This window comes from Lewinella sp. JB7, assembly GCF_024297185.1.
Taxonomy (GTDB): Bacteria; Bacteroidota; Bacteroidia; order Chitinophagales; family Saprospiraceae; genus Neolewinella.
Map to the genome: position 1 here is coordinate 88,721 of NZ_JANCTD010000008.1, position 19,341 is coordinate 108,061.

Genomic DNA, 19,341 nt, shown 5'->3' on the forward strand with positions numbered 1-19,341 from the left:
TATACCCCCCCTTGCTGGACAAACTTACCTTCGGATTGTGCCTAGCCCTCTGCTGTCTTTTCGCCTGCGGGGGCGATGAATCCGTCGCCGCCGCTAGCCCCGATGAATCGCCCCGGGCCGTCACGGACTGTACCGAACTGCCTCCCGGTTCCCGCCTGCCCCGTTTCGGCACGGGAGACGGCCGGCTACTGCTGTCGTACGTAGTCTCCGATAGCAGCGGTAGCCGACTTTACGCGCGGGAATTCGCCGGCAGCGGCTGGGGCACGGAGCGGGAGGTCGCCCAGGGTGATAACTGGTTCGTGAACTGGGCCGACTTCCCCTCGGTCAAGCCTACGGGGGACAGCCTCTTTTACCACTACCTGGCGTATTCCGGCCAGGGCACTTACGACTACGACATCCGCTTCGGGACCGGCAACACCGAGCGCGGCACCCTGCATACCGACGGGGTGGCTGCGGAACACGGCTTCGTCTCCAGCGCCCACCTGCCGGAGGGTGGCCTGCAGATCACCTGGCTCGACGGGCGCAATACGAAGAGCGCGGATGGGGCGGCGTCCACAACGGCCCACGATCACCACGGTGGGGGCGGCGCCATGACCCTCCGCACGGCGACCCTCACCGCGGACGGTACCGTTACCGATCGCACCGAACTGGACGACCGGGTCTGTGACTGCTGCAACACGGCGACGGTGGTCACGGCTGACCGAACCCTGGTGGTGTACCGGGACCGCACCGAAGAGGAGATCCGGGACATCGGCTTCGTCAGTCGTCAACACGGGGGGGAATGGTCATCGCCCGGCCGGGTACACGCCGACGATTGGGAGGTTACGGGTTGCCCGGTCAACGGTCCGGCGCTCGCCGCCAACGAAGCCGGCGCGATCGCCGTTGCGTGGTATACGGCCGGAGACGGGAACCCCCGCATCCAGTTTGCCCGCTACGATACTACGGGGGAAGCGTTCGGTGAACCGGTGGTGCTGGAAGACCGTGACCCCCTCGGGCGGGTGGATATTAAGCTGGGTCCGGACGGTACGGCCTACGTCCTTGGCGTATGCACTACCGACGATCCGAACCGGGCCGATATCCGTTTGTGGACCATTCCGCAAGTTGGCGAGGTGAGTTCGCAACGGATTGCCGCGATGCCGGGCACGAGAAGTTCCGGATTCCCCCGCCTGTCGTTATTCGCGGGACAGCTACGGGTAGCCTGGACGGACACCGCGGGAGAGTCCTCCGTGGTGCACGTCTGTAGCGTAGATCAGGGTTGATTTCCCCGGATGATCACCACCCAGTCATTCCCTCGTCCGGGGGCGTAAGGAGGGTTCAGGATCAACAACCCGTCTTCTTCACCCGGCACGAACGGGATGATTTCCCCCGTACGGGGGTCGAACCACGTGTAGGTGGCCTGCGGCGGCGCCCGTCGAGCGTCTAAGCGTAGGGTTTGACCATAGGGAGTGTACGCCAGTACCAGCTTTCCGTCGGGGGTACGGGCGGCCAGCGTTTCGCGTCCGCTACTGTTTGGCGCGCCGGAGAAAAATTCCGGATCGGGGTGCAGGGTATGGAAGGGTAGGGACGATAAGAGTCGCCCGAGGTGACCGATCTGGGCGGCCGCCGGATAGTGCATGGCCTCCGTCCACGGCGTACGGGCCCGGCTGATGGGTTCCCGGCCGGGCAGCCACATTTGCCAGATGTTGTGGTTGCCGAAGGTGTGTCCGGCCGCACCCGCCAGCACGCTCCACCAGGCGGCCTGGCGCGCGTCGAAATCGTTGAACCAGCCGTTTGCCGGTTGCCAGTTTACGGGGTGGTCCTCGTAGGCCGGTTCTCCGTTCACTACGGGCTTCCCGGGATCGGCTGAGCGTACCTGCCGGGGGAAATCGTAGTTCGCGCGGTCATCGCGCCGGCCGTGGCCGCTCTGGAACATGTGGAAGTCGATCCAGGCTTCCCCGGCAAAAAAGTCGGAGGACCGGGAGCCACCCTGGGGGTGGTAAGTGATCAACTGCGACCTCCCTACGGCCTGCCGGATCCCCCTTGCCATGGCCCGGATGATGGCGAGATCTTCCGCATTCTCGGGGTTGCGATCTCCCCCGAGGATCCAGATCACGTTGTTTCGGGCGTAGCGCTCCCCGAGTAGTCGTCCGTAGATCCCGGCATTCTCGACCGTGAATATCTCCGGCCCTACCCCCCACTTCCGGTTGAACTTGTCTCCCCAGGTCGGTAGCAGCCCCAAAAATATATCTAGGCTATCGGCGAGCTCCGCGACGCGGTCTACGTAGGCGAAGTAGGGCTCGTTCAACTGCGTGGGATCGAGTTCCTTCAGGGGTAAATCCCCGTTGGCGTTTGCCGTGGTGAGCCCATCGAGTTCGGCCAGCACCACGGTCTGGATCACGTTGAATCCCTTCCGTGCGCGGTCTGTCAGGTAAGCGCGCGCTTCCGATTCCCGGGTGCGGTGGAGCAATTCCCAGGCGGTGTCTCCGAGATAAAAGAAGGCTTCGTTCCGTACGGTATCGCGTAAGTGGCTGCCGTCATCGCTTACGGAGAGCCGCCACTGGGCGCAGAGGAACAGGGGGGCGCATACGCAGGAGCAAAGTAAAAAACGCAGAAGCATACGGGGTGAATTCATCCTCCCGCCCAAGGTACGTTCTCCGGCGGATCCGTTTCAGTACGTCAGAGGGAGAACCGCAGGCGGGCGAACAAGTAGCGTCCGTTGGCGCCGAACTGCTGACTGCGGCGGCTGTACAGGAAGCGTCCGTCCGATTGATTTTCCGGGGAGTTTAGGTCGGGGTAGACGTCGAGTAGATTGTTGGAGCCCACCGTCAGCTTAAGTCGGTCGCTGAAGGCGTAACCGAAGCTCAGGTCCGTCACCACCTTGCCGCTGAAGACCTGGTCGTTGTCCAGGCTGTTGGTGGCCTCGTCGACCGGTCCGAAGAAAACGTTGCGGAAGAAGACGTCGAACCGCTCGAGCACGTAATTGAAGGTCAGGTTGGCCTTCGTCCGGGGTACGGCGCTCTCCAGGAAGATCTGGCTCGTCCGGTCGAAGTAAGTATCCTCGAAGCCTTCCAGTACCGAACTGGTATTGACTTCCTCCAGGGTGGTCTTGGCAAAGGTCGCGGCCAGGGAGGTTTGCAGGCTGCCCGCGCCGAGGCGACCGTTGTGGGTGACGACCACGTCGATACCCCGCGTACGGCTGTCGATGGCATTGGCGAAGAAAGCGGCCCGGTTGGCGTTAGCCTGCTGGAGTAAGCGGCTGATCTCCCGCAGCTGGGGGGTAGCGTCACCCCCCTGGAACTGGCCCGTCAGGACCACCCGATCGTTGATGTCGATGAGGTATCCGTCGATGGTGATGCTGAGGTTGGCGGCGGGGATACGTCCCGTGAAGCCGCCGCTGTAGTTGATGCTCTTCTCCTGCTTCAGGCGGGGAATGCCGAGGAGCTGCGCCGGCCGGCTGTCGTTGCTGAAGACGCCCACCTCGAAGGGAACTCCGTCGACGAAGAGGGTGGACGTGGAATTGAAGTTGAGCTGGTGCAGGCTGGGAGCGCGAAATCCGGTGCTGGCCCCGCCGCGGAGGGTCCAGTCGTCGCTAAGCTTCAGCCGGGTCGTGAGCTTACCGTTGACGGTGGATCCGAAATCGGAATAATTTTCGAAGCGTACGGCGGCCCCGAGGAGCAGATCTTCCGTCACGTCGGCCTCCACGTCGCCGTACACGCCAACGCTGCTGCGGTAGGCATTCACTTCGTTGTCGGGGCGGAAGCCCGGAAAGACCTGGGCGCCCCCGGGCCGGCTACGCCCCAGGGGGTCGAATACCGTACTGATGGGGCCCTGTCCGTCGCGGATTATGAGGGTGTCGCCCCCCGTCGTGACGACCTGGCTGGCCGCCCCGTAGTCGCGGTAGCTGCCTTCCTCTCCCGCCGCTATCCGGTAATTTTCCAGACGGTATTCGGCGCCAAAGGCGATGTTGAGTCCGTGCAGAGCATCGTCGAAATAGCGCCGCACGTCCAGGTTGGCCGTATTCTGCGCGAAGCTGAACCCGCCGGCGTCGAAGGACGTCGGGCTGGCCGCTCCTAAACTCGCGTTCAGGGTGTTGTCGATCAGGTAATTGAAGCCGTTACGGCCGTATACGTTGGAAAAGTCGACCTCCCATTTATTGTACACGCTCACCATGCCCAGGGCGAGACTGGCGTCGCCGATGTTGGAGTTGATCGCAGGGAGAAACCCGTTGGGATAGATGTCGGTCACCGTCCGGCTCTGGTTCGGCAGTCGGTAGAAGCCCGTTGCGTTGCCGCGGCGGTAGTTGAGTCCCCCGAAGCTGTAGACTTCGGTGGCCGCCGCCACGGGCAACTTCAAATTATACATCACCCCACCGTTACGGAGCGCGGACTGTCCTACCCGCATGTTGAAGTCGCTGCGTTGCAGGCCCCGGCGGCTGAGCTCCTGTTCGGTGATGTCGTCGGAGGGGGCACCGGTATAGTCCGGATTATTATAGCCGCTGAAGATGCTTCCGGTAAACTCCCGCATCCGGTTGGTGTACTCCCGGTTGTCGAAAACGCCGGTGAAGTTGAGTGCTCCCCCAGCGTCGTTCAACTGGATGCCGTAATTGGCACTGATCTGGTTGAATTCGCCGTCGGTAGTGCCCTGGTAGTCCGGAATTTCGGAACTGAGGTAGGCACCGGTTTCGGCGTTGAGGCTCAGACCCGTCTTCTCCTTCAGGATGATGTTGATTACGCCCGCGATGGCGTCCGAGCCGTACTGGGCCGAGGCCCCGTCCCGCAGGATTTCGATTCGCTCGATGGCGGCTACGGGAATGCTATTCAGGTCCGTGCCCACGTTGCCGCGGCCGAAGGTGCCGTTGACGTTGACCAGCGAGGTATTGTGGCGCCGCTTACCGTTGATGAGTACCAGTACCTGGTCCGGGCCGAGCCCCCGCAGGGAGGCAGGATCGATGTGATCCGTGCCGTCGGATATCGTCTGGGTATTCGAGCTAAAGCTGGGGGCGACGTAGTTGAGAAGCTGATTGACGTTGGTCTGTGCCGACGCCGAGGCTACTTCCGTTACGTTCACCACATCCACGGGCACGGGGGTGGTCAGCTTGGTCCGGCCGGCCGAGCGGGACCCGATGAGAACGACCTCGTCCAGTACGGTTCCGGCGGAGAGAACGGCGTCGATGCGGTCGCTGTCCCCAATCGCGACCTCTACGGTTCCGAACCCGAGAAAGGAGAAGACGAGGGTATTTGCGGCCTCCGGCACCGCCAGGGTATAGGTGCCTTCGGTGTCGGTAGTCGTGCCGAGCGTAGAGCCTTTAATGGTCACGTAGGCTCCCGGGAGGGGGGCTCCGGTATCGTCGGTAACCGATCCGGTGAGCGTGCGTTGGGCGGACAGGCTCGTCGTAGCGAGGAGCATTCCGCAGATCAGTAGTAGTGCGTGGGACATAGCGGCGATCGTAACATCAGGTGAAGGGTGCCCACGGTAGTGTTTACTGAAGATACGGTAAATTCTAATGGATATATAACGAGTGCCCGACCGCTTATTTAACCGCGCATGCGGTCCAGTAATTCACTGAGTTGATCGAATTCATGGTCCTTGAGGTCCCGAAACTTCGGGATGACCGCATTCTCGAGGGCGGTGCTGGCTTCCCCGACTACTCGCAGACCTTCCTGGGTGATGAATATATCTACCCGTCGGCGGTCCGTGGGACATTCCTGTCGATCGACGTAACCTTTTTCCTTGAGCTTGTCGACCAGTCGGCTGGCATTACTCATCTTGTCGATCATCCGCTCGGTGAGCAGTTTCACGGTAGCGGGCTTACCGCCCCGGCCCCGCAGGATGCGGAGGATGTTGAATTGTTGTACGCTCAGGCCGAAGTCTCTCAGGGCGGCCATGGTCTGCTGATCGATCCAGGCGGCCGTGTACAGAATGTTCACCTGTGCCCGGTGCGCCGGCGAGCTGAACGTCGGTTGCTGAATTTCCTCTTCAATGGATGACATGGCTTCTAAGTGTTGATCATAATACAAGCACCGCCGCGGGAAGGTTGCTTCTTGCGCCTGCCGGGCCTTATTCTATCTTTGCCCACTTAATACGCGGCAACGATGAAGATTCTGGTGATCGGGGGAGGGAATATGGGCAAAACCTACGCCCGGAGTTTGCTCCGGGCGCATCTCGTCAAAAAAGAGGATCTCATGATCCTCGAGCGGCAGGCGGAGAAGGCCGAGGAGCTGTCCCGGGAGGATGTCGGTACCGTATATACCTCCGCCGAAACCTGCCTGCGGGTAGCCGATCTCATCATTCTGGCCGTCAAGCCCCAGGACAGCGCGGCCCTCTTCGAAAAACTGCGCCCCATAACGGATCCGCAGCAGGTATACCTCTCCATCATGGCGGGCGTGACCATCAAATCCATTCAGGACGGCCTCGGGATCGAAAAGGTCATCCGGGCCATGCCGAACCTCCCCGCCCAGATCGGCCTCGGCATGACCAGTTATACGGCCAGCGAATCCGTCACCCGTATCGAACTGGTGCTCGTGCAAAACTTGCTGAATACTACGGGCAAGGCCATTTACGTCGACGACGAGTACAGTATCGATGCGACCACCGCCATCAGCGGCAGCGGCCCTGCCTACGTCCTGTACTTCATGGAAGCCATGATCGAGGCGGCCACCGAGATGGGCTTCAACGAAAGCCAGGCCGAACTGCTGGTGGCTCAGACCTTCCGGGGGGCCGTAGAACTGCAGATGAAAAATGACATCACGTGCCGGGAATGGATTGAGCGCGTATCCAGCAAGGGGGGAACCACCGAGGCCGCACTGAACACCTTTCGTGCTACCAGCGTATTCGAAGACATTAAATCCGGTGCCCGCGCCGCGCTCGACCGCGCCGTCGAACTGGGAAAAAATTCCGTATGAAAGCCATTGTATTCGACCAGCCCGGAGACGAGAGTCAACTGCGTATCGATGAAGTAGCGGAGCCCGTCGTGGCTCCGGCTTCCGTCCTATTGCACATCGCGGCGACCGCCCTCAACCGGGCCGACCTCCTGCAGCGCGAGGGGCATTACCCGGTACCGCCGGGGGCCAGCCCTATTCTCGGACTGGAGGTGGCCGGTACCGTCATCGAGGTCGGGTCCGAAGCCCAGGGATTCGAAGTAGGCGACAACGTCTGCGCCCTGGTCAACGGGGGAGGCTATGCCCAGCGCATCGCGGTCGATCACCGAATGCTCCTCAAGCTGCCCGAACGGCTTTCGTTTACGAAGGCTGCCGCCGTCCCGGAAGTGTTCCTGACGGCCTTCCAGGCCCTGCACTGGGCGGCCCGCCTCGAGCGTGATGATACCGTACTGATTCACGCCGGTGCCAGCGGGGTAGGCACCGCGGCCATCCAGCTCGCTAAACTGGCCGGTGCCCTTCCCATCGTTACCGCCAGTGCCCACAAGCACGAGCGACTCTATGACCTCGGAGCGGCCCGCTGCATCGACTACCGGAGTGAGAACTTCGCCGAAGCGGTCCTCGACTTCACTGAAGGCAAGGGGGCCGACGTGATCCTGGATTTCGTCGGCGGCCCCTACCTCAAAAAGAATCTGGAAGCCTGCGCCCAGGATGCCCGTATCGTGAGCCTGGCCGCCCTCGGCGGGGCACGCGTCCCCGACTTCAGCATGGCCCCCTTCCTGCGCAAACGGCTTCAACTTACCGGCACCACCATGCGCAGTCGCACGGAGGATTTCCGCCGCCGCCTTACCGCCGACTTCCGCGAACGGATCTGGCCACACTTCGCCGACGGTAGTCTGCAGCCCGTGGTAGACACCATCTACGACTGGGAGCAGGTAGACGAAGCCCACCGCTACATGGCCAGCAACGCCAACGTGGGTAAAATCGTCATGACCATCGGAATCATCGAACCCTAGGCACGATCCGCCCGCCCTTTCCTGCGACCTTTTGCGGGTCTGGTCGGTTAATTCAATTATGCCCCTCGTCCATCTCCATCGTCTCGGCCGTATGAGTTACCCGGCGGCCTGGGACCTGCAGTCCCGTTTACATGCCGCGATCGTGGAGCGCAAATTGCTGGCCCGGCGGGGGGAAACGGTTCCGGACGGGCCCGATCATCACTTACTCTTCGTGGAGCACCCGCCGGTGTATACGCTGGGTAAGTCCGGCTCCGTCGACCATCTGCTGCTGAGCGAAGACGAGTTGCACCGTCAGGGATTCACCTTCGTAAAGATCAACCGCGGCGGGGACATCACCTACCACGGTCCGGGTCAACTGGTGGCGTATCCCATATTTAACCTCGATGCCTTCTTTAACGACGTCCACCGCTACGTCCGTTGTCTGGAGGAAGTGGTGATACGCACCATGCACGATTTCGGACTGGTGGGTGAACGCGACCCGGGCTATACGGGGGTCTGGTTGGCGGGCGACGCCTCCCGACGGCAACCCCGGCGCAAGATCTGCGCCATCGGCGTTCACCTGAGCCGCTGGACCACCATGCACGGACTGGCCTTCAACGTGCGCCCCAACCTTAGGCACTTCCGCAATATCGTGCCCTGTGGGATCGCCGACGCCGACCGCGGGGTGACCAGCCTGAGCGTGGAACTGGGGCGCCCGGTCGAGATCGATGAGGTACTTCCCTACCTGGAAGGGCACTTCGCCGAGGTATTCCGTTTTACACCCACCAATTCTCCGGTTCCGGGCATCTGTTCGCCGTAATCAAATGAAACGAACCCCTTGACCGAGCAGCAACTCATCGCCGGCTGTAAAGCGAACGACCGCCGGGCCCAACGGGCGGTTTACGAGCGATATGCACCGCTGATGGGGGCCATTGCCCGGCGGTACTGCCGGCGGGAGGCCGACGCCGACGATGTACTGGTCACCGCTTTTTTCCGGGCCTTCGATCGCATCGATACGTTCACGGAAAGCGGCAGTTTTGAGGGCTGGATCCGGCGCATCGTAGTCAACGAAGCCCTGATGCTCCTACGGAAGAAACACGCCCTCAAGCAGGCCAGTGAGCTTACCGAGGTCAATCCGGCCAGCTTTTCCATACCCGCCACGGCTGCCGAGAGACTCGCCGAGCGGGACATTCTCGATCTGCTGGATGCCATGCCCGTCGGGTACCGGACCGTCTTCAACCTCTACGTGATCGAGGGGTATAAACACCGTGAAATCGCCGATCTGCTGGACATCAGCATCAACACCAGCAAATCCCAACTCATCCTGGCCAAAAAACGGCTGCGGGAGCAACTTGAAAAACTGGGCTACGCCCGCTAACCATCCGCCATGTCTAGTCACGATTCCTTCGAACGCCAATTTCGCCGCACCGCCCGGAACATGCGCCGCCGGCCTTCCCCCGCTAACTGGGACCGGATCGAAGCCCGACTCGATGGCCGCGGTGCCGGACCCCGTCTGCTGGGCGTTCGTCCCTGGATGATCGCCGCGATCCTCCTGCTCTTTGCCGGTTACGCCGCGGTGAATATGCTGAACCCCGAGCCGGCGGGCGACCCCCTGGCCCAGCGCGCGCAGACCGTGGAGGAACTCGATGCAGAAGTCATCGTTCGCGGAACCCGCCTCCCGGACTACCAGCCCCTTACCGAGGGGCGTGCGAACGCCAGCCTGGTGTCGCCCACCGAACAACGCTCGCGCCTGATGGTCGCGCCGAAGTACCGCCTCTGATCCGGCATCACTCCGCGAAATCGTCCTCGTCGCCGAGCTCTAGCCGGGCCCCGGCCAGCTCCCGCATGGCGTGGGTTTCCCCCAGCTTGCGGGTGATCTCCATGCCGCGGGAATAGACGTTCCAGGCTTCCCGCGGGCGTTCCATGCGTTCGAGCGTTTTACCGAGGTGATAGTAGGTGCCCACGTATTCCGGCTGGTCGTTTACCAGGCTCCGGTAAATATTGAGGGCGGTAGGGTCATTCCCCTCATTTTCCCATTCCTTTGCCAGGGCAAAACGCAGGAATGCATCCTTTGGCGAAGCTTCCAGCAACTGTAAAATCTGATCTTTCCGGCTCATGGCGCAAAGGTAGCATTCCCACGCACCGGAAGCCGCCCACGCTACCATCCGCGCACGCATGACGTACTCCCAGACTCTCGATTACCTCTTCACTCGGTTGCCCATGTTCCAGCGTACCGGCGGAGCGGCCATGAAGAAGGACCTGACCAATATTCGGCTCCTACTGGCGGAGCTCGACCATCCGGAGCGGAAGCTGCGGTTTATCCATGTAGGAGGTACCAACGGCAAGGGTACGGTCAGTCACCTGCTTGCCGCGGCTCTCCAGGCGCACGGCCAGCGGGTGGGGCTGTACACCAGTCCTCACTATAAGGACTTTCGCGAACGCATTAAGATTGACGGTCAGTTCATCAGTGAAACGGCGGTGGTGGAATTCGTGGAGCGGATCGAGCCGGTCATCGAACGCATCGAGCCGAGCTTTTTTGAGATTACGGTGGCCATGGCCTTGCATTACTTTGCGGGGGCGCAGGTGCAATGGGTAGTCCTGGAAGTCGGACTTGGCGGACGACTCGACAGCACCAACGTCGTGGATCCCGTACTGTCCGTAATCACGAACATCGGCTACGATCACACCCAGTTCCTCGGAGATACGCTGCCCGAGATCGCCGGGGAAAAGGCGGGCATCATCAAGCCGGGCCGCCCCGTGGTCATCGGCCTCACCCAGGCGGAGACGCAGGGGGTCTTCCGGGACAAGGCACGGAAGGAAGGCAGTCCCATCATCTTCGCGGATCAGCACTACGCGCTGCGGGCCAACTACACCCGGGACGATAACTTCACCCACCAGCATCTGTACTCCACCGAACCCATTCCCCCGATCGATTTCCCCTTTCCGGTCGCCGCGGCGGGACCGTACGTGGCCGAAAATCACCGTACCGCCCTGGCGGCCCTGTTGCGGCTCCACGAAGACGGGCTACTGCGATTGGAGTCGGCCGCGCTCCATCGGGCATGGCTCGAACTGGGGGAACTGACCTACTACATCGGGCGGTGGCAGGTGCTGGGGGAGTCCCCGCTGACCATTGCCGACAGTGCCCACAACGCCGAGGGACTGGGACCGGTGATCGACCTGCTCAACGAACTAAATGTCTACCGCAAGGGACACCAACACCTGGTGATTGGCGTCGTGAACGACAAGGACTTAAGTCGGGTGTTGCCCCTGTTTCCAACGAACGCTACCTACTATTTTGTAAAGGCCGACATTCCCCGCGGTTTGCTGGCGGAAGAGTTGAAGGACGCCGCCGCAGATTACCGGCTGCTGGGGGACACTTACGCCACCGTAGCGAAAGGACTGGCCGCCGCCCGGAAGCAGGCAAAGCCTCACGACATAATTTTCGTGGGCGGAAGCATTTTCACCGTGGCCGAGGTGCTCTGAGGGACGGTCGGTTTACTTGCCCCACTTCAGCACGGCGGCCGCCCAGGTAAACCCGGCACCGAAGGCGGCCAGGGTGACCACGTCGCCCTTTTTTACCCGGCCTTCGTCGCGGGCTTCGGAGAGCGCCAGCGGGATGGAGGCCGCCGTGGTATTACCGTACCGCATGATGTTGTTGTACACCTTGTCCTCGCTCAGTCCCATCGTATGGGCGACGAACTGATTGATGCGCAGGTTAGCCTGGTGGGGAATGAGCATGTCGAGGTCTTCGATGCCCAAACCGGCCATTTTAAGGGCCTCCATGATTACTTCGGGAAATTTGCGTACGGCCATCTTGAAGACGGCCTGTCCCTCCATATGGGGGAACACCCGCCCCTTGTCGAGCATATCCTGGTTCCAGAATACGCCTCCGTAGCTGTTCTCCTCGAGGTTATAGTCGACGTCAAAACCTTCGATACCGTACTTCTCGATGAAGTAGCCTCCGTGGGCACCGGGGTACATGTAGCTCAGTTTTTCGGCGTAGGTGCCGTCGCTGTGCATGGTGGTGGAAAGTACGGAGATGTCCTTATCCTCGGTGGCCTCCAGCACGACCGCACCCGCTCCGTCGCCGAAGATGACGCTTACGTTGCGGCCCCGGGTGGTGAAGTCGAGCCCCACGCTGTGCACTTCCGCTCCGACGAGGAGGATCCGCTTGTACATGCCCGACTTGATGAACTGGTCGGCGGTGCTGAGACCGTAGAGGAAACCGGAGCACTGGGCCCGAATGTCGAGGGCGGCAATCTCGGTTTTGGCGATTCCCAGCTCGCGTTGCAGCAGGACGCCGGCACCGGGAAAGTAATAATCCGGACTCAGGGTAGCGAAGACGATAAAGTCAATGTCTTCCTTGTCGATACCGGCATCCGCGATGGCCCGCAGACTGGCTTCGACCGCCAGGGAAGTAGTGGTCTCCTTGCCCCGGTCGATGTACCGGCGTTCCTCGATTCCGGTCCGCTCGCGGATCCATTCGTCGCTGGTTTCCATCACCTCCGTCAGGTCCTGATTGGTGACGACATTCTTCGGTACGTAGTGACCGATTCCGGTAATCGTAGTAAATGGCATGTAGGGGACTTTAGCTCGTAGGCCGGTAAAGGTAGATAAATAAGTTATACGCCTGCACCCTGTTAGCCCGCCGCACCTATTTCCTCCGGCGGCGGGGGATAAGGGGAGACCTAGAATAGTCGCTTCCGCCGGAAGTAAAAGATTACCGCGAAACTGAGGAAGACGGAAAGCAGGAGGATGAACAAGTAAGTGTAGTTGCCGTTCTGCAACGGCATCGGCACGTTCATGCCGTAAAAGCTGGCGATGACCATGGGTACCGTCAGTACGATCGTAATGAGCGTAAGCCGCTGGATCGTGATGTTCAGGTTGTTGGAAATGATGGAGCCGTAAGCATCCATGGTTCCGTTCAGGATATTGGTGTAGATGTTGGCCATTTCCAGCGCCTGTCCGTTGTCGATGATGATGTCCTCGAACAGATCCCACATGTCCTCGTCGTGGCGGATACCCAGAAAGTCGGCCCGCTTCATCTTCATCTTCAGCAGTTCATTGCCGTTCAGCGCGTTGATGAAGTACACCAGCGACTTCTCGATACTCAGCAACTGCTTAAGCTCCCGGTTCCGACTACTGTCGTAAAGCTCCTGTTCGATAAGGTTCCGCTTTACGTTCAGCCGTTTGAGGCAAGTGAGGAAGCGGTAAACCGTATGCTCGAAGATGCGCAGAACGAAATGGTTACGCCGGGCGGGGTCTACGTTGCGCAGTTTGTTGTCGATAAATAGCTGGAGCACGGGATGGTCCGGCGTGGACGTGATGGTTATAAGGGCCTCGGGCGTCAGGATAATGCCGATCGGTACGGTGATGTAGATGCTGTCGTTTTCGGTTTCCACACGACTCAGCACGGGGGTGTTGATCACGATCAGGCGGGCGTCGTCCTCCCGTTCGTACCGCGAGCGTTCGTCGATGTCCAACGGGTCCGTAAGAAAGTCGATGGGCAGGTCATACCGGGCGGCGATCTCGGGCAGCTCTTCGGAGGAGAAAGGGGGCACGAGGTGGATCCAGGTTTGCGGCCCCGGTTGCTCCACTTGCCCCATTCGGCCGTTCTTGCTGGCATAGTAGCTGGTCATGGCGGGGCGTTTTGGTGAAGCGGGGGCAAAGGTACTAAAACGGGAACCGAAAAAAGCGGCTCCGCCAAACGCCGAAGCCGCTTCCCGACCGGCTACCGTACCACGAAGCACCGGGTGACGCTGCCGAACGGTACGTCACGACGGTAGCGGGCGCGCAATTCCCGTCATCATCGATCTGGTGCAGGCGGTACTAACCCAGCGAGCCCACCCCTACATTGCGATCGATCCACCGGTAGTATTCATTCGGAAGCGGGGTACCTGCGTGTGCAAAAGCTTTCCCCTGCGGCGCCGGCGCCGGATGTCCGGCCACCCGGCAGGGAGAGCTTGTCCGCGTTGGGGTTAAATTGCATAAGGGCTACGGGGCGTGGTCGCCCGAAGTGCTTACCGCACCAGACGGAAAGGTCGCGATTTGGCAAATTTATCAGGAAAAGGCCGGCTACGGCTTTCGTTTGGTCGGCTCCTGCGCACCCGCAAAAAAAATGCGCCGACGGGAACTTTCGGCCGAAGTCATCGCATTACTCCTCCACAACCTTAACCATGAGACACACCGGCACGGCACGCACGACCCGCGAGTACGTCTTCGAGGCGGAACTGCTCGGCCACTACCAGATGGTCTATAATTTTCTGTTGCGTATGACGGGCAGTAGCAGCGATGCGGCCGATCTGACCCAGGAAACCTTTGCCCGCGCTTACCTCAAGATCGATCAGTACGAGGCCGGGACGAACGCGCGTGCCTGGCTCTTTTGTCTCGCCCGCAACCTGTTCATCAACGACTACCGGAAGCGGAAGCGACGGGGAGAGCAGGAGCTGGACGAACGGGCGGCCTACCACTACCGCGACGAAGACAGCCCCATGGCGGGCTTCGCCGATTTGCGTATCGCCGGCGCCCTGGACCGCGACTTCAGCGACCCCGTCATGAAGGCGATGACCTTCCTGACCGACCGTCAGCGGGCCATCGTGCTCATGGCCGACCTCTACGACTTCGCCGAAAAGGAAATCGCCGACGCCATGGAGATGCCCCTCAATACGGTGAAGTCCGTCACCCGCCGCTCCCGGATCGCCCTGATCAAGCAACTGCGCAGCTACGCCGAAGCTACTTTCGGTATCGTGAATACCCGTAATCTAGGCTAATCACCCGTGCCGGTCCGACGCTGTCGGGTCGGCACTTTTTAATGCACGACGTCATGTACAACAAGCAAAATCAATCATCCCCGGGCAAGCCCGGGCAAGCCGGACACCGGCTACCGGAAGTGGCCGATCAACATCCCACCGGTGGGGATACCGGCGCGAGTACGGATGCCGGATCCGACCTGGCATCCTTCCGGGTGTTCCTGAAGCGCAATATGCGACCCCAGGCTCCACCCCCCGATCTGCTGAACGACATCCGCGCCCGCATCGAGCGAATTAGGGCGGAAGATTAGAAAACCCGCGGGCGATAATTTCCTTTAAGCAGGGTCACAACCCCTCATCATGGCGGAAGCCCGCACGAACAGCCTCCCCGTTCCCGACCTCGTCCACGTCAGCGACGAGCAACCCGGATGGACCCGCAAACCCGCCAAAAAGGGGTTTCACTACTTCCGCGAGGACGGCACCCGCATTACGGACAAACTCATCCAGGACCGCCTGGCCTCCCTGGCCATTCCGCCCGCCTGGACCGAAGTCTGGATCTGTCCGCTCGAGAACGGTCACCTTCTCAGTACGGGCCGCGATGAAGCCGGCCGCAAGCAGTACCGCTACCACCCCGACTGGCTCGCCTTCCAGCAACTCAACAAATTCAACACGCTCATGGAGTTCGCCGCCGCCCTGCCCGGTGCCCGGCGTACCCTGCGCGGAATCATTCAGGATAAGAGCCGGGGCTGGGACCGGGACCGGGTAGCCGCCATCGCCGTAGCCCTCATGGACGAGACCGGCATGCGCGTCGGCAACTCCTCCTACCGCAAACGCAACGGGACCATCGGCCTGACCACCCTCCGCCGCAAACACGTGGAAGTAGACGACGAGGGACTGCACTTCGAGTACACGGGAAAGAGCGGGCAGGAACGGGAAGTGGACCTCAGCGATCCCACGCTGACCAAATTGCTGACCAACATGAGCGAATTACCCGGCTACGAGGTGTTCCGTTACCGTAGCGAGGACGGCAAGATGTGTAACCTCGACAGCAGCGACGTCAACGAGATGGTCCGCCAACTGATCGGCCCCGAATTTAGCAGCAAGTACTTTCGCACCTGGGCCGGCACGGCCGCCGCGGTAGATGCCTACTGGGAACTCCTGGAGGAAAACGGCGGCTCACCGCCCGACCGACCCGACCTGCGCGTCGTGGAACGGGTCGCCGAATTTCTGGGCAACACCACCTCCGTATGCCGTAAGTATTACATCCACCCGAGTGTACTGGCCGCCGTAGCGGAGGAGCGGGTGCCGGCGGAGGACACGGTAACCAAGAAAGAAGAAAAGCAATTCGACGGGGAGTTCGACCACGACGAAATTATTGCCTACCGGCTGGCCCGCGGTTGATCGTGGTACGCCCGGCCGGGGCGGCGGCGGAAGCGGTGCGGATCGCGCGGTACTGTCCGGCCTGGGAGGGGTCGATCCGGGACATCATCTGTACCACGGCCCCCTGTTCGGCACCGGTCGCTCCCTTATAGATTTCGATGATCTCGTCGCGCTTCGCGTCCACGAAGGTCTGTACCAGGGCCGAGTTCGGGTAAGACTGGTTGGCGGTCTGAAGGTCCTCGATGGCCAGGGTGATGTTGTTGCGGGCGGCCACCGGGTCGGTCAGCATCTGGTCGAGGCCCAGGCGGTGGTAGGTGTACAGGGCGCGACGGACGGGAACCATGCGGGGGCTCAATAGGTTTTCCAGCAGGAAGTAACGGTTGTTGCTCTTGTTTCCGGAACTCCAGCCCTGGCTGTTGGCGATGGCGGCGGGTAGGCGGTTATAGATTTCCTGCGCTTGCTCGTAGTAGGGTTGGCCACCCATGAGGGAGAAGGTGTCGTAATCAAGGCCCAACAGCAGGTAGGCGTAGAAACCCAGCAGGGAGGATAACTCCGAGGTGTACGATTGCTCCGACAGTTGGATGGCGGCAAATTGCTCGTAGCTGAAGGCGATGCTTTTATCCTGGTAATTCAGGATCGGCGTCACTTCACCGGTCCCGTAAACAGGCCGCGAAGTTTGTACGGCCAGGGTGCCGGAGTAGCGGTTGGGGATGACCTGCTCGCCGTCCTGGGAGTTTTTCTCGGTCTGCTCGGTAATGGTGAGAAAGAGCGTGGCGTCTATGCGCTCCTCGGGCTCGAAGCGGTCGTTCGTCCAGGTCCGTCCGTTCAGGAACACGGCCAGGTCCTTTTCCAACGTCTCGAAAACCCGGCGGTCGGTTTGGGTGATCTGCTGGGTATTCAGGTTGATGGTCCAGTTGATCTCGCTCTGGGCGGGAAGAAGCAGGGTAGCTAGCAGGACGAAGAGCAGCGTCAGTTTCATGGTGTCGGATTATCGGCGAGCCGGTCGAGAATGTCGTCGGCGACCGCCCGCTTCGTTTTTAACTCAAAGGGCGTCACCTTATTGCGATCGACGAGGGTGATTTGGTTGGTGTCGTGACCAAAACCGGCGCCGGGCGTGCGCGGGGAGTTCAGTACGATGAAATCCAGGGACTTATCGATGAGCTTGCGCCGGGCGTTTTCGAGGCCGTTTTCCGTTTCCAGCGCGAAGCCCACCACCCGCTGACCGGGACGTTTGCCGCGACCGAGTTCCGCGGCGATGTCGGGGTTGCGCACCATGGCGACGGTAAGTTCGCCGTCCCCTTTTTTGATCTTCTCGGGCGCTACGGTGGCCGGCCGGTAGTCGGCGACGGCGGCGCAGAGAATGGCATCGGTACTCTCCGGCCACCGGTCCACGGCTTCGGCGTACATCTCGCGGGCCGAGCGTACCGGGACGACCGTGACCCCGGCTTGGGTAGTCGTCAACGAAGTCGGACCGAGGATCAGTTCCACGCGGGCCCCGCGGGCGGCGGCGGCTTCGGCCAGGGCAATTCCCATCTTACCGGTACTGCGGTTGCCGAGGTAGCGGACCGGATCGAGGTCCTCGTGGGTCGGTCCGGCGGTGATGAGCACGCGACGGCCGGCGAGATCTTGTAGCGATGTCCGGTTGGCCGCTTCCGCGAAATAATCCGCGAGGTGCTGCAGGATATGTTCCGGCTCGGCGAGGCGGCCCGCCCCGGTGAGTCCGCTGGCCAGTTCACCCTCTTCCACGTCGATGAGGTGGTTTCCGAAAGATTGCAGGCGCTCCACGTTGGTCCGGGTAGCCGGGTGCCGCCACATATCGACGTCCATGGCCGGGGCGAAGAAAACGGGACAGCGGGCGGAAAGATAAACGGCCACGAGAGCGCTGTCGCAGATGCCGTGGGCGAGCTTAGCTAGGGTTGTCGCGGTGGCGGGAGCGATGAGGTAAGCGTCGGCCCACAGGCCGAGTTCCACGTGGTTGTTCCAGCTTTCGTCGGTGTGTACGGACGAAGTCACCGGGTTGCGCGAAAGGGTGCTGAGCGTGAGGGGGGTAATAAAATCGGCGGCGGCCTGGGTCATCAGCACCTTCACCTCGGCTCCGGCGCGGACCAGGCCACGTACGATGAGGGCACTTTTGTAGGCGGCGATACTGCCGCTGACCCCCAGAATGATCTTTTTACCGGCGAGCAAGCCCTACAGGTCGTCCTCGTCTTCCTCCCGGCGCTCGTTGTAACGGCTGTAGAGCTCGTCGTCCAGGAATTCGCGCATGGCGATGAGCACGGGATTGGGGAGCTTCTCGTAGAACTTAGAAATTTCGATCTGTTCCTTGTTCTCTACCACCTCCTCGATGGTGTCGGTAACCTCGGCGAATTCTTCGAGCTTCTGGTCGAGTTCGTGCTTCAGGTCAACGGCCAGCTGGCGCGCGCGGCGGCTTACGACGGCCAGGGACTCGTAAATGTTGCCGGTCTGCTCGACGACGCGCTGAATGTCGCGGGCGGCGGTGTCGGGGCTAAGCCCCTGTGCCCGTGCTTTGATATCTGACATCTTCTAGATCTTTTAGTTCTGCTTCTGATTTGCGTAAAATGGTGTCTACTTCCGCCGCGTATTCGCTGTTGGGATAGCGTGTAAGGAAGTTGGTGGCCAGGGCGATGGTCGACTCCAGACGCTCCGGTTTGCGCAGGCGGAAACTCCGGCTGGCGTACTCGTACTGCACCCGGGCCATCAGGTAGCGGATCTCCTCCGCCCGCTGGGTCTCGGGGTAGTCCTTCAGGACGTTCTCGAAACTGACGAGCGCCGATTCATAACGCTCGATGTCCATGTACAGTTTGGCGGACTCGAAGTCCTTGCGTTCCATCTTGGCCCGCATCTCGTCGATCAAGCGGTTGGCCTCGGCTACGCGCTCGCTGTTGGGGTAGCGGTTGGCGAACTCCTCGAATCCCTCGATGGCCTTAACGCTGTAGCTCTGGTCGAGCCGGTAGGTGGGGCTCAGTTCGTAGTTCGAGTAGGCGGACATGAAGTCGGCTTCCTCGCGCAGCTCACTGCCCCCGTAGGTAGTGGCGAAGTTCTTAAAGTAGTAGCTGGCCAGTACGTACTGCTCCGTGTAGTAGTAGGTATAGGCATAGCGGTAAGCGATCTGCTCCGCCTCGGCCCGTCCGCGAAAGGGGGCGATCGTCAGTTCGTACAGGGTCTGGGCGCGCTGGTATTCACCGGCGTCGTAGTAGGCATTAGCCCGCTGGAGGATGAATTCAGGATCCGTGCTCGTCCGGATCGTCTCGAACTCCGAGCGACAGCCGAAGACCGTAAGGATCAGGAAGAATGCGGTAAGGGTAATGCTGTTTTGCATAAGCGCGCAAAGATAGGGGTTTT

General features: G+C 61.1%; 20 protein-coding genes. 10 read left to right on the top strand and 10 right to left on the bottom strand.

All coding sequences use genetic code 11. The features are described 5' to 3' along the window. Window positions 1-11 precede the first annotated feature (11 nt). A complete protein-coding gene (locus tag NMA52_RS14655; RefSeq protein WP_254828445.1) occupies window positions 12-1,259 on the top strand; it encodes a hypothetical protein in 1,248 nt (415 codons plus the stop codon). On the opposite strand, the gene NMA52_RS14660 is transcribed toward NMA52_RS14655, so the two are convergent. The 3 genes from NMA52_RS14660 to NMA52_RS14670 form a co-directional block, all read right to left on the bottom strand. Further along, on the bottom strand, window positions 1,250-2,596 hold the full coding sequence (locus NMA52_RS14660; protein ID WP_254828446.1) for a DUF4038 domain-containing protein: 1,347 nt from the start codon (window positions 2,594-2,596) through the stop codon (window positions 1,250-1,252). The genes NMA52_RS14655 and NMA52_RS14660 overlap by 10 nt on opposite strands. 59 nt (window positions 2,597-2,655) lie before the next feature. Continuing rightward, window positions 2,656-5,415: a TonB-dependent receptor gene (locus NMA52_RS14665; RefSeq protein WP_305884747.1), complete on the bottom strand. Its 2,760-nt coding sequence runs from the start codon at window positions 5,413-5,415 to the stop codon at window positions 2,656-2,658. 98 nt (window positions 5,416-5,513) lie between these two features. Next, a complete protein-coding gene (locus NMA52_RS14670; protein ID WP_254828447.1) occupies window positions 5,514-5,969 on the bottom strand; it encodes a MarR family winged helix-turn-helix transcriptional regulator in 456 nt (151 codons plus the stop codon). A gap of 102 nt (window positions 5,970-6,071) precedes the next feature. On the opposite strand from NMA52_RS14670, the gene proC reads away from it, so the two are divergent. Genes proC through NMA52_RS14695 form a run of 5 tightly spaced genes read left to right on the top strand, consistent with a single transcriptional unit; the run spans window position 6,072 to window position 9,629 of the window. Next, the gene (proC, locus tag NMA52_RS14675) at window positions 6,072-6,881 is read left to right on the top strand and encodes a pyrroline-5-carboxylate reductase (RefSeq protein WP_254828448.1); all 810 of its coding nucleotides are present in this window, start codon (window positions 6,072-6,074) and stop codon (window positions 6,879-6,881) included. Continuing rightward, window positions 6,878-7,870 carry an NAD(P)H-quinone oxidoreductase gene (locus tag NMA52_RS14680; RefSeq protein WP_254828449.1) on the top strand — a complete coding sequence of 331 codons (993 nt, stop codon included), beginning with the start codon at window positions 6,878-6,880 and terminating at the stop codon, window positions 7,868-7,870. The genes proC and NMA52_RS14680 overlap by 4 nt, the downstream gene beginning before the upstream one ends. 58 nt (window positions 7,871-7,928) lie before the next feature. Then, window positions 7,929-8,669 carry a lipoyl(octanoyl) transferase LipB gene (gene lipB, locus NMA52_RS14685; protein WP_254828450.1) on the top strand — a complete coding sequence of 247 codons (741 nt, stop codon included), beginning with the start codon at window positions 7,929-7,931 and terminating at the stop codon, window positions 8,667-8,669. Between the two features lie 18 nt (window positions 8,670-8,687). Further along, on the top strand, window positions 8,688-9,227 hold the full coding sequence (locus NMA52_RS14690; protein WP_254828451.1) for an RNA polymerase sigma factor: 540 nt from the start codon (window positions 8,688-8,690) through the stop codon (window positions 9,225-9,227). A 9-nt stretch (window positions 9,228-9,236) separates the two neighbouring features. After that, window positions 9,237-9,629, top strand: a complete 393-nt coding sequence (locus NMA52_RS14695) for a hypothetical protein (RefSeq protein ID WP_254828452.1) — start codon at window positions 9,237-9,239, stop codon at window positions 9,627-9,629. A gap of 7 nt (window positions 9,630-9,636) precedes the next feature. Here NMA52_RS14695 and NMA52_RS14700 read toward each other — a convergent pair whose 3' ends face one another. Continuing rightward, on the bottom strand, window positions 9,637-9,966 hold the full coding sequence (locus NMA52_RS14700) for a lipopolysaccharide assembly protein LapB (RefSeq protein ID WP_254828453.1): 330 nt from the start codon (window positions 9,964-9,966) through the stop codon (window positions 9,637-9,639). A gap of 58 nt (window positions 9,967-10,024) precedes the next feature. On the opposite strand from NMA52_RS14700, the gene NMA52_RS14705 reads away from it, so the two are divergent. Next, complete coding sequence (locus NMA52_RS14705) at window positions 10,025-11,332, top strand: folylpolyglutamate synthase/dihydrofolate synthase family protein (protein WP_254828454.1); 1,308 nt, start codon at window positions 10,025-10,027, stop codon at window positions 11,330-11,332. 12 nt (window positions 11,333-11,344) lie between these two features. Here the strand turns inward: NMA52_RS14705 and NMA52_RS14710 are convergent, their stop codons facing one another. After that, window positions 11,345-12,427: a beta-ketoacyl-ACP synthase III gene (locus NMA52_RS14710; protein ID WP_254828455.1), complete on the bottom strand. Its 1,083-nt coding sequence runs from the start codon at window positions 12,425-12,427 to the stop codon at window positions 11,345-11,347. 110 nt (window positions 12,428-12,537) lie between these two features. Next, window positions 12,538-13,488, bottom strand: coding sequence for a magnesium transporter CorA family protein (locus tag NMA52_RS14715; protein ID WP_254828456.1), 951 nt, complete (start codon window positions 13,486-13,488; stop codon window positions 12,538-12,540). Window positions 13,489-14,025: 537 nt separating this feature from the next. Here NMA52_RS14715 and NMA52_RS14720 point away from each other — a divergent pair. The 3 genes from NMA52_RS14720 to NMA52_RS14730 are packed head-to-tail and all read left to right on the top strand — an operon-like array spanning window position 14,026 to window position 15,999. After that, window positions 14,026-14,619, top strand: a complete 594-nt coding sequence (locus NMA52_RS14720; protein ID WP_254828457.1) for a sigma-70 family RNA polymerase sigma factor — start codon at window positions 14,026-14,028, stop codon at window positions 14,617-14,619. 53 nt (window positions 14,620-14,672) lie between these two features. After that, window positions 14,673-14,909, top strand: coding sequence for a hypothetical protein (locus tag NMA52_RS14725; protein ID WP_254828458.1), 237 nt, complete (start codon window positions 14,673-14,675; stop codon window positions 14,907-14,909). Window positions 14,910-14,958: 49 nt separating this feature from the next. Beyond that, window positions 14,959-15,999, top strand: coding sequence for a DNA topoisomerase IB (locus tag NMA52_RS14730; RefSeq protein WP_254828459.1), 1,041 nt, complete (start codon window positions 14,959-14,961; stop codon window positions 15,997-15,999). On the opposite strand, the gene NMA52_RS14735 is transcribed toward NMA52_RS14730, so the two are convergent. The 4 genes from NMA52_RS14735 to NMA52_RS14750 are packed head-to-tail and all read right to left on the bottom strand — an operon-like array spanning window position 15,971 to window position 19,318. Further along, entirely contained in the window at window positions 15,971-16,957 is a 987-nt protein-coding gene (locus tag NMA52_RS14735; protein WP_254828460.1) for a DUF4835 family protein, read from the bottom strand. The genes NMA52_RS14730 and NMA52_RS14735 overlap by 29 nt on opposite strands. After that, window positions 16,954-18,165, bottom strand: coding sequence for a bifunctional phosphopantothenoylcysteine decarboxylase/phosphopantothenate--cysteine ligase CoaBC (gene coaBC / locus NMA52_RS14740; RefSeq protein WP_254828461.1), 1,212 nt, complete (start codon window positions 18,163-18,165; stop codon window positions 16,954-16,956). Before coaBC ends, NMA52_RS14735 begins: the two co-directional genes overlap by 4 nt. A gap of 3 nt (window positions 18,166-18,168) precedes the next feature. After that, window positions 18,169-18,519, bottom strand: a complete 351-nt coding sequence (locus NMA52_RS14745; protein WP_254828462.1) for a DNA-directed RNA polymerase subunit omega — start codon at window positions 18,517-18,519, stop codon at window positions 18,169-18,171. Continuing rightward, complete coding sequence (locus tag NMA52_RS14750) at window positions 18,485-19,318, bottom strand: outer membrane protein assembly factor BamD (protein ID WP_254828463.1); 834 nt, start codon at window positions 19,316-19,318, stop codon at window positions 18,485-18,487. The genes NMA52_RS14745 and NMA52_RS14750 overlap by 35 nt, the downstream gene beginning before the upstream one ends. Window positions 19,319-19,341 lie beyond the last annotated feature (23 nt).

Coding starts and splice junctions, on each gene's coding strand:
- NMA52_RS14660 (WP_254828446.1), bottom strand. CDS start 2,596: ATGCTTCTGCGTTTTTTACTTTGCTCCTGCGTATGCGCCCCCCTGTTC.
- NMA52_RS14665 (WP_305884747.1), bottom strand. CDS start 5,415: ATGTCCCACGCACTACTACTGATCTGCGGAATGCTCCTCGCTACGACG.
- NMA52_RS14670 (WP_254828447.1), bottom strand. CDS start 5,969: ATGTCATCCATTGAAGAGGAAATTCAGCAACCGACGTTCAGCTCGCCG.
- proC (WP_254828448.1), top strand. CDS start 6,072: ATGAAGATTCTGGTGATCGGGGGAGGGAATATGGGCAAAACCTACGCC.
- NMA52_RS14680 (WP_254828449.1), top strand. CDS start 6,878: ATGAAAGCCATTGTATTCGACCAGCCCGGAGACGAGAGTCAACTGCGT.
- lipB (WP_254828450.1), top strand. CDS start 7,929: ATGCCCCTCGTCCATCTCCATCGTCTCGGCCGTATGAGTTACCCGGCG.
- NMA52_RS14695 (WP_254828452.1), top strand. CDS start 9,237: ATGTCTAGTCACGATTCCTTCGAACGCCAATTTCGCCGCACCGCCCGG.
- NMA52_RS14700 (WP_254828453.1), bottom strand. CDS start 9,966: ATGAGCCGGAAAGATCAGATTTTACAGTTGCTGGAAGCTTCGCCAAAG.
- NMA52_RS14705 (WP_254828454.1), top strand. CDS start 10,025: ATGACGTACTCCCAGACTCTCGATTACCTCTTCACTCGGTTGCCCATG.
- NMA52_RS14710 (WP_254828455.1), bottom strand. CDS start 12,427: ATGCCATTTACTACGATTACCGGAATCGGTCACTACGTACCGAAGAAT.
- NMA52_RS14715 (WP_254828456.1), bottom strand. CDS start 13,488: ATGACCAGCTACTATGCCAGCAAGAACGGCCGAATGGGGCAAGTGGAG.
- NMA52_RS14720 (WP_254828457.1), top strand. CDS start 14,026: ATGAGACACACCGGCACGGCACGCACGACCCGCGAGTACGTCTTCGAG.
- NMA52_RS14725 (WP_254828458.1), top strand. CDS start 14,673: ATGTACAACAAGCAAAATCAATCATCCCCGGGCAAGCCCGGGCAAGCC.
- NMA52_RS14730 (WP_254828459.1), top strand. CDS start 14,959: ATGGCGGAAGCCCGCACGAACAGCCTCCCCGTTCCCGACCTCGTCCAC.
- NMA52_RS14735 (WP_254828460.1), bottom strand. CDS start 16,957: ATGAAACTGACGCTGCTCTTCGTCCTGCTAGCTACCCTGCTTCTTCCC.
- NMA52_RS14745 (WP_254828462.1), bottom strand. CDS start 18,519: ATGTCAGATATCAAAGCACGGGCACAGGGGCTTAGCCCCGACACCGCC.
- NMA52_RS14750 (WP_254828463.1), bottom strand. CDS start 19,318: ATGCAAAACAGCATTACCCTTACCGCATTCTTCCTGATCCTTACGGTC.